Source organism: Bacteroidia bacterium (genome assembly GCA_033391075.1).
Lineage (GTDB): Bacteria > Bacteroidota > Bacteroidia > J057 > J057 > JAWPMV01.
Genome location: JAWPMV010000001.1, coordinates 986,229 through 1,005,286, shown reverse-complemented (window position 1 = coordinate 1,005,286; position 19,058 = coordinate 986,229). Strand labels below are relative to the sequence as shown.

At 42.8% G+C, this 19,058-nt stretch carries 12 protein-coding genes; 3 read left to right on the top strand and 9 right to left on the bottom strand.

The window, feature by feature from the left end:
- The 4 genes from R8P61_03945 to R8P61_03930 form a co-directional block, all read right to left on the bottom strand.
- On the bottom strand, positions 1–1,473 hold the full coding sequence (locus R8P61_03945; GenBank protein MDW3646193.1) for an MFS transporter: 1,473 nt from the start codon (positions 1,471–1,473) through the stop codon (positions 1–3).
- 27 nt (positions 1,474–1,500) lie between these two features.
- The gene (locus tag R8P61_03940) at positions 1,501–2,628 is read right to left on the bottom strand and encodes an endo-1,4-beta-xylanase (protein MDW3646192.1); all 1,128 of its coding nucleotides are present in this window, start codon (positions 2,626–2,628) and stop codon (positions 1,501–1,503) included.
- Between the two features lie 89 nt (positions 2,629–2,717).
- Entirely contained in the window at positions 2,718–4,496 is a 1,779-nt protein-coding gene (locus R8P61_03935; GenBank protein ID MDW3646191.1) for an alpha-galactosidase, read from the bottom strand.
- 47 nt (positions 4,497–4,543) lie between these two features.
- The gene (locus R8P61_03930) at positions 4,544–5,608 is read right to left on the bottom strand and encodes a 6-bladed beta-propeller (GenBank protein MDW3646190.1); all 1,065 of its coding nucleotides are present in this window, start codon (positions 5,606–5,608) and stop codon (positions 4,544–4,546) included.
- Between the two features lie 209 nt (positions 5,609–5,817).
- Here R8P61_03930 and R8P61_03925 point away from each other — a divergent pair, with 209 nt between their 5' ends.
- Positions 5,818–7,098: a T9SS type A sorting domain-containing protein gene (locus tag R8P61_03925; protein MDW3646189.1), complete on the top strand. Its 1,281-nt coding sequence runs from the start codon at positions 5,818–5,820 to the stop codon at positions 7,096–7,098.
- Positions 7,099–7,210: 112 nt separating this feature from the next.
- Here R8P61_03925 and R8P61_03920 read toward each other — a convergent pair whose 3' ends face one another.
- The 4 genes from R8P61_03920 to asnB form a co-directional block, all read right to left on the bottom strand.
- A complete protein-coding gene (locus R8P61_03920) occupies positions 7,211–8,578 on the bottom strand; it encodes a hypothetical protein (GenBank protein ID MDW3646188.1) in 1,368 nt (455 codons plus the stop codon).
- Positions 8,579–8,596: 18 nt separating this feature from the next.
- Complete coding sequence (locus R8P61_03915; protein MDW3646187.1) at positions 8,597–9,763, bottom strand: hypothetical protein; 1,167 nt, start codon at positions 9,761–9,763, stop codon at positions 8,597–8,599.
- Between the two features lie 11 nt (positions 9,764–9,774).
- Positions 9,775–11,109 carry a flippase gene (locus tag R8P61_03910; GenBank protein MDW3646186.1) on the bottom strand — a complete coding sequence of 445 codons (1,335 nt, stop codon included), beginning with the start codon at positions 11,107–11,109 and terminating at the stop codon, positions 9,775–9,777.
- 88 nt (positions 11,110–11,197) lie between these two features.
- On the bottom strand, positions 11,198–13,060 hold the full coding sequence (asnB, locus tag R8P61_03905; GenBank protein MDW3646185.1) for an asparagine synthase (glutamine-hydrolyzing): 1,863 nt from the start codon (positions 13,058–13,060) through the stop codon (positions 11,198–11,200).
- Positions 13,061–13,548: 488 nt separating this feature from the next.
- Here asnB and R8P61_03900 point away from each other — a divergent pair, with 488 nt between their 5' ends.
- Both R8P61_03900 and R8P61_03895 read left to right on the top strand, forming a co-directional pair.
- Positions 13,549–14,553 (top strand): hypothetical protein, encoded by a 1,005-nt coding sequence (locus R8P61_03900; protein MDW3646184.1) that lies wholly within the window; start codon positions 13,549–13,551, stop codon positions 14,551–14,553.
- Positions 14,525–15,742 carry a glycosyltransferase gene (locus R8P61_03895; protein MDW3646183.1) on the top strand — a complete coding sequence of 406 codons (1,218 nt, stop codon included), beginning with the start codon at positions 14,525–14,527 and terminating at the stop codon, positions 15,740–15,742. The genes R8P61_03900 and R8P61_03895 overlap by 29 nt, the downstream gene beginning before the upstream one ends.
- 277 nt (positions 15,743–16,019) lie before the next feature.
- Here the strand turns inward: R8P61_03895 and R8P61_03890 are convergent, their stop codons facing one another.
- Positions 16,020–18,893 carry a PKD domain-containing protein gene (locus R8P61_03890; protein ID MDW3646182.1) on the bottom strand — a complete coding sequence of 958 codons (2,874 nt, stop codon included), beginning with the start codon at positions 18,891–18,893 and terminating at the stop codon, positions 16,020–16,022.
- Positions 18,894–19,058 lie beyond the last annotated feature (165 nt).

Sequence of the window (19,058 nt, the reverse complement as noted above, 5' to 3'; positions counted from 1 at the left end):
TTACGTTCTACGTTTTTTCAGTTCTTCCTCTATCTGGAGTTCCATCTTTTTGTTGATTTCATAAAAGAAAAGGCAAGCTACCGCCATGATAAAGATGAGGCCTGGATAAATGCTGATAGAAAGGTTTATCCCATTTATGGCACTGGCACTTTGAGTGGCTGCTTCTACTTCATATCCATATCCTGCCAATAACCAGGCGACCAAACTTCCCCCAATACTTAAACCTGCTTTCAGTCCGAAGATCATGGCAGAAAAGATGATCGCTGTGGCGCGGCGATCATTCTTCCATTCAGAGTAGTCTGCTACATCTGCTATCATAGCCCAGAGTAAAGGGATCGTGATTCCATAGGCAAATCCGTGCAGAATTTGCGTTATAAAAACCAGTCCAATAGAGCTAGGTGAGTAGAAATAAAAGAGAATGAGAAAAAGTGCGGAAAATAAAAGGCCGATCCCAAAAACGTCCCTTTTTCCATATTTATCTGCCAAAGGCTTGGAAAACATGATTCCAACAATCATAAAAATGATCCCACCAGCATTGAATAAACTGAAGGCGGAAGTAGGAGCATCTTCTGGCCATTGAAAGTTGCTCAGACCCATGCTGTTTAGCAGTCCGTTTAAACTATCGATGAAGCCGTTAAAGCCGATGTCAGCCAGAAAACTGAGCATGTGAGCTTCGCTTAGGTAGTTCTGAAAATAATAAATGTACATTCCCCCTTTGAGTGCCAGGGTAATGAATATCAATATGGTCATTACCAGCATGGCTACCCAGGGTTTATTTTTGCTGAGGTCTTTCAGGTCTTGCAAAATGCTGGACTTTTGCTCGGGTGCAGGAATGATCCGTTCTTTGGTAGTAAGGAAAGTGATGAGAAGAAAGATAACTCCGACAACTGCAAAAATGGTCATGGTATCTTTAAAACCTGCGGCCTGATCTCCATCTCCAAGGATCAATACCAGAGGAAGCAGGAGCACCTGAATAATAAATTGTGCAACCATTACCGCAACAAAGCGGTAGGAGGAAAGACTATTTCGTTCAGCCATATCTCCTGTCAGTACACCACTCAAGGCAGAGTAAGGAAGATTATTGGCGGAATAAACAATAACCAATAAGAAATACGTGATGAGAGCATAAACCACCTTTCCATTTGGACCAAAATCAGGTGTACTAAAGGCCAACATAGCGATCACCCCAAAGGGTACAGCTGTCCATAAAATCCAGGGTCGGAATTTCCCCCAACGCGTATGGGTTCGATCGGCAATCGCTCCCATAATCACATTGAAAAAGGCTCCTACAAATCCACCCAGAAAGATGATAACACCTGCCGTTTCAGAGGGAATCTTATATACATCTGTATAAAAGAATGCCAGGAAAGTCATCAGGGTTTGGAAAATCAAATTGGCTGAGAGATCGCCCAGCGCATATCCAATCTTCTCCTTAACTGAAAGTTTGTGCGAGATAGAAGTAGTCGCTTCCATAGTAGAAGTAATAAGATTATATACTGATCAGGAGGGTATTTTTAATATTCTGAGAATTTCATACGCTTTTTTGGGCTGATAATTCCGATCAAAGATCAAGGGATAATTTGTACGACCTTTTATCGGCCATCCATTGAGCCAGGATTGGCCATCATGTACGCCCCAGAAAGTCACCCGGCTTATTTTATCCTTATGTTTCAGGAATAACATAAAGATATCTTCATATCTCTTTGCCAATGCTTCCTGAACAGAATCCGGCAATGCTTCCGGATAGGGATTCATAAAAGGGCTGCCTTCATAATTCTGACTGACCTCCGCTCCCTGCAAATCCCAGGGATTCGGAAGCACCGTAACATCCAGTTCAGTAAACATAACTTTTATTCCCAGGGCAGAATATTCAAGAATACTTTCCTCTATCTCCTCAATAGAAGGTCCTAAAAGGCTCCAATGAGCCTGAATGCCAACTCCATCAACTTTACAGCCATCTTCCTGCAATTGCTTAATCAAGGCTATCGCTCCAGCCCGCTTCTTCTCCTGACAAAGATTATAGTCATTGTAATAAAGTTCCGCATTGGGGTCTGCTCCTGCAGCCTGCTTAAAAGCCCGGCTTAAATAATCCTCTCCCATCTTTTCCAGAAAGATCGACTTCCGTAGACTTCCGTCTTCATTCAAAGCCTCATTCACAACATCCCAGGCATCAATCTTCCCGGCATATCGACCCGCAATTTCCTGGATATGTGTGTCGAAAGAAGCTTCGAATATTTTATCATCTATAATACTTTCGACCCAGGGAGCCAATTGACTGTGCCAGACAAGGGTGTGTCCCACTATAAACTTATCCTGGGACTCCCCTAAGTTGATAAAGCGATCTGCCATGTCGAAATTGAAACTATCGGGACCGGGATGGATATACATCCATTTCATGATATTCTCCGGTGTAATGCTGTTAAACTCCTGCTTCAATAATTGAGCAGCCATGCTATCAGTCTGCAAGATCTGGGCACGATTGATTGCCGCACCAATATGGAAGTCCTCGGCATAGAAATCATCCATTCCTTGGGGAAGGACCTCTCGGGATTCAGTGACTTTGGGGGAACATCCTGCTATCCATGCTGATAGCAGAACCATTAGTAGTAGGGTAGTTTGAGCTTTCATCAAAAAAAGATTTCAAGAGACTAATGGTAAAAATGACAATAAGTATTGACAAATCCTAATCTCCAGAAAAGCTCCTATAAATCATATGATTACATGCTTTGTTGTACTTTCTCCAGACGAAGCCTTCCGGCTGGCGGAACACTCAATTCGAAGAGGCCTTTCCCCAAATTCAATTCCTTACTCAACTTTAGATGCCCTTTACAATCCCAGCTTCGGACTAAAAATATACTTTCCGGTCCATCATATCGGATGGCAAGATTCGCTGAGCTCTTTGCATTGAGCAGATCATTGATCCTAGCATCGCCTATAGGGGCAAGCATTTCATCATATACCCCAATGATGCGATGGCCGTCTTTCTCAACTTCCAGCAAAGGATAGTTACCCAGAGGATTGTGTGGGATAAAATTCCCATGCATAATCAGATCAGCATGCTGTTTCCAAAATGAAGTGTAGTGACGGATCATTTGTAAATACTGCTCAGAGGTATTCCTGAGATGAACAGACATTTGAGGTACTCCAAAAAAAGCATTGAGCAACTGAAGGGCTGCTACTTCAACTTCCTCCTCCGGATGCCAGATAAGCATATCTGAATGAACAGCAGAATCTCCACAAAGCAGTTTGACATCTGTGATTCTGATCCGATTGGAGACTGGATCTATGGGACAATCAAATGCGCGAAACATATTGCCAAACTTTCGCATAACAGGCCCTATATATTGCTGACGAAATTCTATGGCTATATCCGGCCGTATTTCTGTAAGGGCTTTTATGGCATCTTCCAGCAGGCGATCCACTCCTTCATTTACATTGGCATAATCCCTACCATCCTCTGAAGTCAATACGGTTTCCGGATATACCTGGAAATCATCAATAAAATCCAGTTTCAATGCATCCAGCTTCCAATGTTTTACCGCATGGGTATATAAGCCGATCAGGTGCTCCCGGACCTCGGGATAGCGAGGATCAAAAACGGGAGCCCAGCGGTGATTTTCAGTTAGAAATTTACCTTTGAACTTTTGATAAGCTTTTGACTTCTTTCCACAAAAAGGAACCGAATACCAAATCCCGATTTTCATGCCTGTTTCATGGACCTTTTCCACAAAACTTGCCATATCCGGAAAACGATCTGGCTGCCAGTCTCCGGTATAGTCATATCCACGATTGGTATCCATGGTTTGCCATCCATCGTCCAGGATGATCAAATCATAGCCCATCTCTTTGGCGATCCGGCACTCTTCCAACAAAATCTCTTCTTCCAAATCCTGATGAAAGTTATACCAGGTAGAATAAAGAGGAAGTTTAGCAAGAGGAGGTACAGGAGCAGGTCGTGAAGCTTCAAAACTTTCCCACCATTGTGAGCAATCTTTCAAACTCTGATGGAAGCTTTGCTCCCTGACATCTATTCGCAACTCTGCAGAATACTCGAATATCTCGGGATGCCTTTCTGTAAACAAAGCCAGATGACAATATAAATGCTGATCTTCTTCTCTCAGCAGCGCATTCATTTCCAAAAGATTGATAGCATCCGAGCAAGCGAATGTGATCACATTGCGATCATCATGCCCAAAAACAGATACTACCGGCGCATTTACCGAAATACGGGATTTGACATGCTCCAACTCCCAGTCATATTGCAAACGTTTATCATGCAATCCCCCGGGTTTCCAAACACCATTTACGTGCCTGGAGGGCAATTTCCACCTGAGTGTAATGGGCTGTGGGGAACTTTTCCTATCCGTTTTTAAAGAAATGCTGTAAATGAGAAGGTCCTTTTCTTCTTCCCTTTTATTGATTGATAATTCAAAAGGGCCGGTATCCCCGAATTGCATCAATTCCGGGAACTCACTTATTGCTATAGTTCTATCCATATAAACAGGGAGCTGAGCTTAGGGTACTCAAACTCTTTACAATCACCTTATACTCTTTCCAATTTGATGGGATAGGTCTTATTTGCATTCCACTGACATACATAAATGTTTTTATCCTCATCGATACAAACATCATGGCAGTGATTGAAAATATTTTGTTCCTGAACCATCATCTGTAGCTCACCTTTACGATACTTGGGCTTGCTACCTCCGGGATTTGAAATTACTTTATTCTCCCCATTCAGGATGGTGACAAATCCACTATCAGGTGTCCGGTTATAATATCTCTTTCTCGACCAGCAAACTCCTGCATAGAGATTGTCATCGTCGATCACGGCGCGACATACAAAAGCTCCGGGCAGGAAGATTGTGCTGAGATATTTTCCATCCAGGCTAAATCTTTTGAATGCATTATGAGCCCGTGAGGTGCACAGAAGGGTCGGATTATTAGAATCGCGGGTATCCAGGGTAACGCCATGGGCCGTGGCAAATTGCTCATCCTTATCTCCCCTACCCCCAAACTTGCGGATAAATTCTCCCTTGCTGTTGTATTGAAGGATGTACTGGGAGCCATATCCATCAGCAACATATATATCTCCATTGGGACCAATCGCTGTCTCTGTCGGGCTGAAGGCCCAATCATCTTCGTACTCTCCGATGGTTTTGGGATGTTCAATGGTCAGGAGCACTTTTCCATCGATGCTGGTCTTAAACACCTTGTCCAGACCCGGATCACAAATAAAGAGACGATCTTCGCCTCCTTCATCCCAAAGAGTCAATCCATGTCCTCCCGGATATTCATGTCCCCAGGAATCCAGAAGTTTTCCGGATTTATCATAGACCAAAATATTGTTCTTGGTTTCATCCGTAACCATGATCAACCTTCCCTTGGAGTCCATGACCATTTCGTGGCAATTATTTACCGGAGTATTGGAGGGATTCAGATCTCCCCAGGCTTTGTGAACCCGGTATCGGTATTTACCATGGCCGATGATCTCCTCTGACAATTGAGGTTTGGCTTTGAGGATGGTAAATGTAGATGGAATAAAGGTAGCCGCAGCTAAACCTGTTCCTGCTTTTTTCAGGAAAGCTCTGCGAGAATTAGTAGACATGTGGTGTCAGTATTAAAGCGTAAAAATCTAAGGTCTTATGGTTCGCTTGACTAACATACAAAATATCAGGGAAAAATTAGTCCTTTAAATAAGTATAGGCCTGTTTTCGCTGGATTATTACTAAAATAAGCACATTTAATACATAAACATTATTATACAAATAAAATAATTTACTATATTTAGAAACACTTTACTTACTTATCTAACGCATGAAAAAACTTTACCTAGTATTTTTATTGCTCATCTTTAGCTTACTTTCAAACCTTAGCAATTCTATTTTTGCCCAAACCGCGCTTACTGCCGGAGATGTTGCTGTAGTCAGAATCAACACGGACAATAATGACGAATTCACGATTGTCTTGCTGACGGCAATTGAACTCAATACGATAATAAATTTTACTGATCGAGGTTGGTTACCCAACACTTCAATGTTGCGGTCTGGAGAAGGTTCTTTCTCCTGGACAGCAGATGATGGGCCATATGCAGCTGGAACTGTTTTAAGTTTTACCAGAACGGGCACAGACACTTGGGTTGTAACCTTGGGTGATGGATCAGGAAGTCCAGGTAGCATAAGTGTATTTGATACGGGCATGGCTCTTGCTGGAAATGGTGATCAGGTACTTGTATATCAGGGACTCGATACCAATCCTGACTTCATTTATGCTGCACAAACAAACAGTACGGTCTGGCAGACGGGTGGGGCAGCAAATGATCCCAATCGTTCAGGACTGCCTTCGGGTCTAACCAATGGCACACATGCCATTGCCTTTGGCTCAGGAAGTGGAAATGAGGATGAATACGACAACATTAGCTTTGATTTCTCTACCACTTCTGGAGCGAAATCTACGATATTGGCGGCCATTGGAAATCAAGCAAATTGGACTGGGAGAAACAACCCCAGGTATACTGCCAGTATTTCCTCTTTTTCAGTAACTGTATTTCCCGTTGAGTTGAGTCATTTCAGCGTGAGCCTCCAGGGAGGAAATGCAATCCTGGATTGGACTACTGACACGGAAATAAACAATGACTATTTCCAGATCGAAAGAGCCGGGTCTGACTTATCATTTCTACCCATCGGTCAGATATCCGGAGCAGGAAATAGCAGCAATAGGCTCGATTATCAGTTTATTGACGAAAATCCTCTGGAAGGGAGCAACTTTTACCGACTTCGTCAGGTCGATTTTAATGGAGCTTTTGAAATCTTCCAAACCGTAGAGATCAGTTTTGAAGCTGATGGCATGTTGACATTCAGCAGTCAGTATTTTCCCCGGGAAGATCAGCTGAGGATATCAATCTCAAACCCTGAGAACACAGCCTATAGTATGGAAATTCTGTCTCTCAATGGTCAGCAGCTTTTCTTTCAGGCAGGAACTCCAGGCTTAGCAAGCGAAAATTTACAAATCTCGCTTAGTCATTTGTCTGCGGGCATGTATTTGATCAGATTGAACAGTACAAATGGCATGCTTCAGTACCGCAAATTCATGAAATAAGTATATAAACATCTGAATTTCGCATAGAGGGTCGGCCATCTGGCCGACCTTTGTTCATACAAAAAGCCGGGACCTGATTGAATCAAGCCCCGGCTTTTCATTTGAACTATTTTTACAAGAAGAATTCTTCCTGTTCTATTTCATAGATTCTTTGAAGCCTGATGTATTCGTTTTTCAATGCAATAACAGCCATTACCGTTATCATCATGACCTCATTATAGGATCGGTTGTGGTTGCCGAAATTGGATTCCAGAATCCCCGACAATACGTAATAGAGGATGAGGGAGACAAAGACCAGGCCTACCTTATAGCCTCGTTTATAGAGGAATAAACCATTGTTCATAGCTAATAAAAGGGAGCCCAGGAAAATAATAATCCCCAGATATCCAATATCAAAGAAACACTGGAAAAATAGATTATGGGTAACGATCAGGGTATAGCCTTCCGGATATCCCGATCCAAAAATAGGTGCGTAACGCGCTGCAACCCCTGAGGGAGATTCCCCATGTTCACCCCAACCTACCAGGTGTACCGGTTTAGGCTTTGCAACCTCTTTCATACATTCATCCCAGATAAGGGTCCGTGCAGACATAGTTGCCACATTATCCGCATTACCAGTACGGGACATTTCGGCAGCAGCATCCGAAGTTCCTACTACTCCCATCAAGCTAACAAAAGCGAAGGGTAATAAGGGAACGGTTAAGACGAAAGCTCGCAGGAATCCTGTCATTTTGAAATGATAGGCCATGACCGAAAACGCTCCCCCAAAGAAAACCATCAGAAAGGTACCCCGTGAGTCAGCGACCAGCATAAAAGCCAAACAAACAAGAATAATTGCAATAACCAGGGTACGAGTTTTCCCTTTCTGTTTGGTCAGATAAAAGAGTACCGCTCCCATAGTAAAGGTGGCTCCGGCAAAAATACCTATGGTATTGGGGTGCATCCCCCAGGTATAGGGAACCGCCTTTTTGATAAATTTTATTCCTACCAACTTTAATACTACTGCCAATTCACCCCCTCTTTGCAGCATGGCAGAAGGATGATTGTAGCCTATGGCATAGATGATTACATACCATAATATGACCGAAGCAGGTATCGCAATGATCCATATGGCCGTTGAATTCAATACTTTCTCAAAATCTCCCGTTTTCCGCACCTGACTCCCCACATATCCAAAGACCAACAGGTTGATCAGAAAGATGGATACGAAGTCATTGAAGGTTCCTATAGCCGTTGCTGAGGGATAAGCTGTTCGGAGTAAGCTTATCACAAAAATGGTAAGGAACAGCATCCAGGAATGAAAATGCGATTCTTTGAATACTTTAGGGAAAAAGAGTTTTCCTTTCCCGATCACAAAATACCTTAAAGCACCATACAGCAGGATGGCATTGGGCAGGAATTTCAGTATTACCCCTGTCCCACTGGCACCTACAAGAGGCCTCAGATTGATCAGAAAGAAATATATTAAAACATAAACCATAGGGCCTATTGGATAATCTTAGTCGAAAATCAGATTAAAAGGTTTTTTCTCTTTCAGCTTTTGACTGGCAAGTTTGGTAAGAGGTTTCAGGGGAATATGGGAATAATAGAAATTGTAAATAGGATCCCAGCTCCCTGCCATTTGCATGACATCTGTTCTCTTAGCCAAGTGGATATCTCTACCTGCTACCTGATGCACCACATTCATTTCAAAGGGGACCAGGCTCCTGCCAAAACTCATGATGGGATTTTCTACAGGAACCTGTGTGAGGACATAGTCCGAGGAGTATTGTTCCAAAGGTTTGATTCCATACAGATCCACCACAAAATCATATTGATCCAATTGGGGCGCCATGCGCTTCAATCGGTCGGGTAGAATATCATAAAATATATCGTACACGCTCAGAGAGTCTTCAAATGTGCAGAATCTGGGCTCAATGCGGCCCATTTGCATATTCACCTGAAAATAGGTCTCTAGTTGCGTGAAGTTTTCCCCGGCTTCTCCAAAATTGGTTGTATAGGAAAGCTGAGGATATACAAAGAACTTATTGGTCTCAATGAGGTATTGGGTAAAGATTTTCACCCAGGAAGAATCTTTCCAATTGATGATGCTCTGGGGCAAAGGAAGGTCTGTCCGGACACCTGTATAATGCTTATCCCAGGCTCTGAAACCCTTCCACATCTCCGCAGTCCACGCCTGTCCCCAGGAGCAAACCATGCGGCTGAAATACACATCATTTCCATCTTGCAGACTGAAGAAGGGAAGTTTCTGTGCATTATTATTCAAACGAGCTTTGTACAGGGCTATACCTGCAACATGCTCACTTTCTCCGTAAAAATTTAAGGCCTTACGACTAAATTCATAATACCAGGGAGAAACAAATAGATCGTCCTCCAACATGATGATGGAACCGAATTTTTCACTCAAATCTCCACAGGTACGTATGTGATTTTTCAGTCCAAGGTTTTCCTCGCGATAAATGACTTCTTTGGGACCATGTTCCCACTGAAATTGCTCAGCGATAGCCAGTACCTCCGGATCTCCTCCATTGTCAATACTTATCACCATCGGTACTTCTCCTTCATAGAAAGCACGACTAACGGATCCCAGAAGTCTTTCCAGGGATCTGGGGCGATCATAAGCTACAATCACCAAAGCAGGTGTATATGACGCAGTTTCCTGCATGTTGTTCGGGTCTATCTTTTGAGCTTCTTAAAAATATCAACTAATAATATGGCCCGAGTTTGCATACGGAACACATACCAAAATTTTGGAAAGAACATATACGCCAGATAAGAGGCCACTGCTTGTGAAGCCAGAGTTGCATAAGCAGCTCCTATGATCCCGTATCTGGGTATTAAAAAATAGTTGGCAATGACATTAAACCCAGCCCCTACCAAGGTACGATTAAGTTCCATTCTTTGCTGGTTCTCTGCTACCAGGTGTCGGCTACTGGCCGTTCCCAGAAATACAAATACCAGGGTCCAGATATGAATCACCAGAACGGGTCCTGCCTCAGCATACTTCTCCCCAAATAAGAAGGGAAGGGTAAGTACCCAGGGTCCAAAAATCACCATCGGGATGGTGATGGCCAAAGCGGCCCAAACCATCAGATTATAATAGTTTTGAAGTCGATTCTTATATAATTCCGGATCCTTCTTCTGCGCATTGATGATGGCAGGGAATAAGGAACCCGTCAAAATGGGACCAATGAAGTACCATACAGAGGAAAAGCGCAGCGCAGCAGAATATTGCCCTACTGCAGAATCTCCCAACATGAATTTCAACATGATGGTATCCACGGTCATATACAAGATCACTACCAAATCCGAGAAGATCAGTGGCCAGGAATCTTTCAATAAACCGAGGGCATATTTGGGATCAACACTCAAATCCTTGAGGCTACCAAATTGTGCGAAGTAGATACCTGCAAGCCCAATACCCATCAAGGTAGTTCTCAGCAAAATCGCAACTCCAAACCATAAGAGGGGAGCTTCCATATAAATCAGGACCAATTGAAAGGCCGCCATACAAAGGACAGAGGCGATTCGAACCTGAACGGTATACTGAGATTTTACTTCACTTTGATAATAATAGTCAAAGACATCAAATGACTGGAAGATCGTTCCAGTTATGACGAGGATGACCAGTACATTGGTTTGGTAATCGTGGGGAATCCAGGGTAATGCGAGGAAATACCCCACTATGCCTACCGAAGAAGCTATCATCCGCATGATGATAGCCGTTCCGATAATTTTCCCTTTTTTCTCCTTATCCTTGACCAGATTACGGACAAGAATACTTTGCATACCTAGTGCCGCAAACATGACAAAGAAAGTCCCCAGTCTCTCAGCATAATTGAGTAGACCAAAGCCATCATCCTCCAGATATCTGGCCACATAGGCTGTTATGAGAAAGGTCATTCCCATTTGGATGATCTTTCCCCAAAAGAGCCAGGAAGTGTTCCTAAAATACCGTTTGAAGCCTTCTGAGCTTACAAACTTGTTTAATTCTCCGATTAACTTAGCCAAGACATTTTCCGCTTATTCATACAATCCACACAAATTCAAATGATGTAGCATCATTACCTTTATACCCCAAAAACAGGTAGGTATGTTGCTAAAGAACGGCTGGCTTACGATATGCTTTCAATACCGATTTTTCCCAGAGGTAAGGCATCAAGGAGACCCAAGCGTCCTTGCCTGCATTATATTGTACTGCATTTCCGAGGATAACTCCTTCGATTTGCTTTCTTACAGCTGCAGAATCCACAACATCAGAATTGCTAAAATCTGAAGAAGCAACCATATCGAGCAGATATTCCTTCCATGATCCTTTCATCCATTCGGCGAAAGGTGTATTGAAACCAATCTTGCTCTTTCTCCAAATGACCTCCTGAGGCACATATGGATCCATGGCCTGACGAAGAACAGATTTCGTATATCCTCCTTTTAGCTTGCTATGCCAGGGCAATGAGAAACAGTAGCTAACGAGTCTGTGATCCATAAATGGCATACGAATCTCAACACTTGCCGCCATAGAGTAGCGGTCATAGTTTCTCAGGAGAGTAGGTAATACTTTTTCGTGAAATTCAGCATAGAGATACTTGTTGAAATGACCCAACTTATCTCTTTGAGGATCTCCACTTTTATTTCCATCTCTCAGGAAGAGGTTTCTATATCTTACAGCGACTTGCTTATAGCCTCGCTGATACAATTCCATTTTTTTGGACAGGGTTCCTTCTTCTTCGAAATCCATGTAATCCACAAAGGTATTGACCAGATTCTGGATCTTGGAGAAATTGAAAGGCGAATCCATCACCGCATCAAACATATTTCCTCCATATCCAGCGATCAATTCATCCGCCCCATGTCCATCGATACTTACCGTTACGCCATTTTCCTTGATCGTCTTATAGATCTCGATCATGGGAATCGGGCTGGTGAGGTACATTTCTTCAAACAACCATAGATATTCTTCCAGATTGTCGAGACCTTTCACTGGATTGATTTCCTTGAAAACGGCATTGATCCCCAGGTGATCGGTTACCATTTTGGCATAGCGACTTTCATCCAGCATGGTATTGGGGAAAGTGGCGCAAAATGCATTCTGCCAATCATTGGCAACCCGGCTATCTCCGGCACGATTGATATTGGCCATCGCACAGATCACAGCGCTGGAATCTACTCCTCCACTCAAAGCTGTACCAATACGTACATCAGAACGCATCCGTATTTTTATCGCGTCAAAGAAAAGTTCTCTAAAGCGCTCTACGTGCTCTTCATAATTATCCCCTACTTCATAAATACTATCCAGGGTATTCCACCAACGCACCGGCTCCAATGAACTCACATTGTCCAAAGAAACTTTTGCAAAGTGTCCTGCAGGGAAGCGTTTGATTCCTTCTACCAGGCATTTATCCGTGGTTTCATAATCAAACATATTGCTCTTACAGAATTCAAAGTCCTTTGATACCCGCAATTGAGGAAGAAAAGGAAAAATCGATTTCATTTCGGAAGCAAATACCAATTGCTGTCCTATAATTGCATAATAAAGAGGTTTGATCCCGAATCTGTCTCTGGAAAGGAAAAGTTCTCTTCTTTCTCTATCCCAGATCGCAAAAGCCCACATACCGTTGAACTTTTGCTGACAATCTGCTCCCCACTCCATGTAGGCAGCCAGAATTACCTCTGTATCTGAATCAGAGCGAAACTGGTAGCCTTTGCTTTCCAGTTCGATCTTTATTTCTGTAAAGTTGAATACCTCTCCATTGAAGGTGATCACAAAGCGATCATAAAACATGGGTTGTTTCCCATTTTCCGAGAGGTCAAGGATGGACAGACGTCTATGGCCCAAACTTACCTGATTGGATTCATCGTGCCAGGTCCCAAAACCATCTGGTCCCCTGTGTTCCATTAAATTCAGAGCATGAAGAAAAGTGGTTTCGTCTTGTTTAGGGATTGCGCCTAGTATTCCACACATAAAGGATGAAAATCTCTGTTATTTGAATTTTTCTAAAAGGATTACTTCTAATTCCTACCTAATATCAATTTTCGGTCCAAAAGACCGATTGTTTCTTATCCAAAAAGTAGAGCTAAATCTACTTTTTCCATTCGCAAATTATTCAAAAAGCTAACAGGCTTAATATATGACAGTTGAACGGACAAAAATACATCCTGAATAGGTCATACAGTGCGTATTCAGTCTTTTGTTCAGAATGCCTTTATTTTAGGTGATGAAAATAATCAAGCCCTTTATCTATAAGAATTGAAAACTTTGCATATGCCTGAATTTTTCTTTCCTCTGCTTCATTTCAGTCTCCTTTAAATTCGGCAGAATATTTGCTATTTTAATCTTGTTCCCTGACTTAATGCTTAAGATATTCGTCTACAACATCTATTTCCCCAAGCTCCTCTATCTATCGTATCATCCTGTTTAGCCGCATTTTTAAGCTGCTAAGGCAATTTCTTATGGAAGAATTCGCACCAATTGTTTTATTTGTCTACAATAGACCCGAACACAGTTTGGCGACGCTACGGGCACTCAAAGAGAATCCTGAAGCTAGTTCATCTGTGCTTTATATATATGCTGACGGCCCAAGAGAAAGTGCGTCACAAAAAGAGTTGGAGAAGATTCGGGAGTTGCGGGAAGCGATACGTTCAGAGCAGTGGTGTAAAGAAGTTGTCATCAGAGAATCCGATGCGAATCGGGGACTGGCAAAATCTATAGTTAAAGGAGTTGGAGAGGTTTTGGATGTACATGGAAAAATCATCGTATTAGAAGATGACATTGTAGCTTCCCCAGGATTTTTAGCCTATATGAACGAAGCGCTCAATAAATATGAATCAATAGAAAAGGTCATGCATATTTCGGCCTACATGCCAGACATAGATCGCCAGGGACTTCCGGATACTTTTTTCCTGAAGTTCATGAGCTGTTGGGGATGGGGCACCTGGAAATCTTCCTGGGAAAAATATGTCTCGGACTCTTTATATCTGCTGCAGAAATTGCTGGATGAAAAAGCCCTCGAAGATTTCAATCTGGGAGGCTCGATCAAATTTCACAACTATTTAAAAGGCAACCTGAATGGAACTCATAATTCCTGGGCCATCAAATGGTTTAGCAGCATCTACTTCAATCAGGGACTCTGCCTTTCGCCCAGACAGTCCCTTATCCAAAATATAGGATTTGATGGAAGTGGTACACATTACAACTCAGAAAACAATAAAAAAGATCCCATGCTGGTTGAAGAACTGGCAAACAGCCTGAAAATAGAGGTTCCCAAATCGATTGAGGAACATGAAGGTGCTCGTAAAGCGCTCGCCCATTTTTACAAGTACCAGAATGACTTTTCTACCAAAAATGTCATTCGATCAAATTTGCGTTGGCTAAAGCAGCGCGTACTTTTTCTAAAAGATTATTATCAGAAAGACAAGTTTTCACTGTATGAAAATTCTTCACGTATCCACCCTTGACTGGGGAGGGGCCGCCAATGCCGGTATCCGTCTCCATATGGGATTGCTCAAACAAAAGGTAGACTCCAAGCTCCTTGTCATGCGGCAGCAAAATCCGCAAATTCCCGAGAGCTATGAGTTCTATGCGGATACCTATGGGACAGGATTGAAGCGAAAAACCATCGATGTGATGGAACGGGCGCACAATAAGAGAAATCAACTCAAGCTTAAAGGGCGAGCGAGTAATTTCCAACCCTTCAATTTTTCCAGACAATTCTGCGATATAAGCAATAGCCGTTTGTATAAAGAAGCCGACCTCATCAATTTCCATTGGGTGGCTCGTTTTCTAGACTATAGCAGCTTCTTCAAAAAGAATAAAAAGCCTATTGTTTGGACGCTTCATGATATGGAGCCCTTCGGAGGAGGAAATCACTATGAAAAAGAATTTCTTTTTGATTCTTATGCTGATCTCCTCAAAGATCAATTAGCCCTCAAGAAAAAAGCTGTACAGGGACAAAACATGCATATTGTTGGGCCCTCGAAATGGTTGATGGAATGCTCCAAAAACAGTGAGGTGCTGGGACAATTTCCCCATCATAATATTCCTTACGGACTAGACACCCAAATTTTCAAGAAATACGATCCCCTGGAAGCCAAGCAGGCTTTTGGAATACCTAGTGATAAAAAAGCCATTCTCTTTGTTTCAGAAGTAATCACCAATCGTAGGAAGGGATTTCACTTACTCCTGGAAGCTTTGGAGATTCTAAAAAGAGATGACTTCTATCTTTGTGCGGTGGGGAAAGTGGAAGAAGGGCATGCTTTGCATGATATCCCTAATTTCTACCACCTGGGTACGATCAAGGACCAGGAAAAAATGGCTATGGCCTATGCTGCAGCCGATGTGTTTGTGATCCCATCTATCGAGGATAATCTTCCTAATACGGTTTTGGAAAGTATTTGTACCGGAACGCCAGTAATTGGATATGAGATAGGAGGGGTACCTGATATGATCCAGCATGAACAAAATGGCCTGATCTGTTCAGATGTTTCAGGAGCCTGTCTTGCTGATGCGATGGATGAGTTTCTAAGCCTGGGGGATAGATTTGACAGAGATTGGATCGTAAAAGATGCGCATACTCGCTACCATGAGGACCTGCAAGCAAAACGCTATCGGGAACTATATGATACAGTCCTCACAGTAAGACAATAAGCAAGAAAAGATATAAGAGAAAGCCTTTCATCCTAAATGAAAGGCTTTTTTTGTGCTTTGAATTTTAAGTCTTTTAGTCAGGGAAAAGATAAGTTCAAATCCAGGTGTCAAGTTCAAGGGTATAGGAAACCTTCATTGAATTTGCACTTGAGACTTGCACTTGAAATTTATTCTGTTTCTCTCTTTGAGAAGATTTAGTATACAATCCTTGCCAAAATCAAAATCCCCCACCTTGCGGTGAGGGATGATCTATTTCAATAAGTAGCCTTGACTTCTATTATTGGATCAGCAATCTTTTGCCCAGTGTTGCGTCAAAAGATTTGAGCTGAACAAAGTATAAACCGCTGTTGAGATTATTTGGTATGCTTATCGTACTCACCGTCTCCGTAGGCTTGTAAGCATATACCAGCTTTCCGGTCATATCTATGATAGAGATTTCATCTACTTCCTCAACCGGAAGTCCACTAATTTCTATACTAAGATTTCCATCTTTCAGGGGATTAGGATAAATCTCCATCTCCGCTGTAAAGTTTCCTTTATTGAGGATTTCTATCTGACCGAGGTATTCATACGTACCGTCAAAGTCTGTTTGCTTCAAGCGGTAGGTCATGGTACCCAATACAGGATCAGTATCCAGGAATGCATAATCGCTTCTCCTCGTGGTAGTACCTGCACCCATCATTTCACCGATCTTCTGGAAAGCGCTTCCATCTATTGAACGTTCGATGGTGTACATATGATTATTGCTTTCTCTGGCAGTACTCCATTCGAGATTAGTTCCTCTACCCGTAAGCACTCCTTTGAAATCCAGCAATTCAACCGGGAAATTGGTATTAGAAGCTGCTGTGATATCAATTTCCTTGAAGGCTCCGATATTCAAGGCAGAATTATCGTGGCTGGTTAGCGCCAATCCTACATAGATTATATCTGCCAGCTCCATGGTAACTGCCCCAACTAAAGTCCAGTCATTACCGTCTGGAGAAATATATCCTGCAAAGTCATTGCCGGTACGCTCCAGCTTTACCCAGTAGGGATGATCAATGTTTTCTCCTAACCAACTGCCTGATTCGGGACCGGTGATTCCGTTTTCTTCCATACGATACTGGAAGGCTCTCTGATTTTGGTTCAGAACCAGCATAGCGTGGCGTGAACCGGCATCGAGTTTTTCGCGGATCATCACTCCTCCTTTGGCAAATTGATGGGTTTGCTCGATATCGTCGATTTTGGCAATGATTACTCCATTTCCATCCAATTCCTGATATAGGTAGTGGAAACTGTCTTCATTTCCCCAGATGTCTTCTCCAGAAGCCGCAATCGCAAAAGTTTCAGTTGAATCATCGTAGCAGGAGGCTCCAGGCAAACCAACATTTCCAATGTCCTGGCTATTCCATCCATTAGGAAGGCTACAGAATCCGGGATTTCCCCCCCCTCCTCCGCCACCACCACCGCCGGTGTTGCCAGATGTTACGGCCAGGTTGTCAAAACTGGAAGTATTGGACTGGATATTATCGTGTGCTGTCAGAGCTACTCCGATATATACACTGGCTTGCAGAGACAGATCAATTCCATCTACTTCGGTCCAGTTGGTTCCATCCTCAGAAATGTATCCGGTCAATCTGCTACCTGAACGACTCAGTTTCAAATAGGTTGGATGATCGATATTGTCATAGATCCAGCTACCGGTAGTTGATTGAGCAAATACATTGGGATCAGTTCGGTATTCAAAGGCATAGTTGTTTTGATTTACCGCGATCATTGCGTATCTGCTTGATTCTCCCAGATCCTCGCGGATCATGAGCCCACCTTTAGCATAGGTATCTGTATTCTCTATATTAAGTACACGGGTAACGATCTCTGCATCTCCTGTCAAAGGTTGATAGAGATAGTGAAATGCATCAGCCGTTCCCCAAATATCTTCTCCGGAGGCAGTTACAGAATAAGTGTTGGTTACATCATCAAAGCAAGCTTCGCCTACATATCCAACATTACCGATATCGGTACTGAACCATCCGCTCTCCAAATCCCCACACGCATTTCCAGGATCGTTTCCATTCACCTGGATCACCATGTTGTCGGTGGTACTAGCTCCCTCATTATCTATAACTGTCAGACTGGCTGTGTAGTTACCGGGAGTTGTATAAGTATGTACGGGATTAACAGCCGTTGACTGGTTTCCGTCTCCGAAATCCCAGCTATAAGAAGCAATTGTTCCGTCCGGGTCATAAGAATCTGCACCATTGAACTCAACTGCCAAAGGAGCCTGACCCGAAGTTACATTTGAGGAACCTCTGGCTATAGGGCTTGAGTTTGAAGGAGCTCCTCCTCCTGGTTTACGATCCCAGACCTCAACATATTTGTACTGGATATCACCATTGGTTCTGGATCTCCAGGCATCAGAGTTCCCCCCGAAAAAGTTACCAAAAGTTGTCTCAAAGGTAGAGGATCCTGTATCTGAGAATCGGAAGTCCTGGCGATTGTATGATAATTGCTCATCAATCCAAATCTGTACCTTCCCATTATTCTGGCCAGGATCATTGAGGGTAATTTGCACGCCAAATTTATACCAGCGACCTTTTTCAATCGTAGCATAAATTTGTCGATCAGGCCAGTTTGAAGTCTGACCCGCATGATATATGTAGGCATCCAATGTACCTCCACTTCTCCACATCGTAGTTATTGAAAAATTTCCAGGTGCAGGCTTGGCACCTACGGGAATGCTTCCTGATTTAAAGCCCCCTCCAAACTTACCTCCTCTGTATTGTTCTCCCTCATATCCCCAGTCAAAATTGCTGCTGAATTTAATCTCAAATTCAACGTAGATCGATGATCCCGTATGACGTGGTTGTGAGGAATAAATAATAGCACCTGAGTTTTGCCATCCCGCTCCCCCCCAGTCTCCTACTGAGAAAGGAATGGTAAGAATACCATTATTAGAGGTGATGGGTTTGCTGGTGTATTGTGCGCCACTGTTGTTTAGGCGTCCGAGACCGTAATCGTCCCAAAAATGACGCCATTCATCCTTACTGTTCAATGTGGCACTGGCGGGAAAACTGGTCTTTGCAAGTTGTGTTTGCGACCATCCCGTAAGGACAAATGATAAAAGAACAAGTAATAGGGAAATCCGCTTAGTGAGCAAATGTGTCGTCTGCATTAGCATTGTTATAACCTTTACCATGAAGTATTGATACCCCAAAAAAAAAATGCTGAATTCGAACGGTAATTAATTTTGATTACAAGAGTTCAAGGCTTGGTAAAGTGTCGATCTTGATGGTGTTGCTTTCTAACAGTTTAGACACCAGGTTTTGTAAAGAATGAT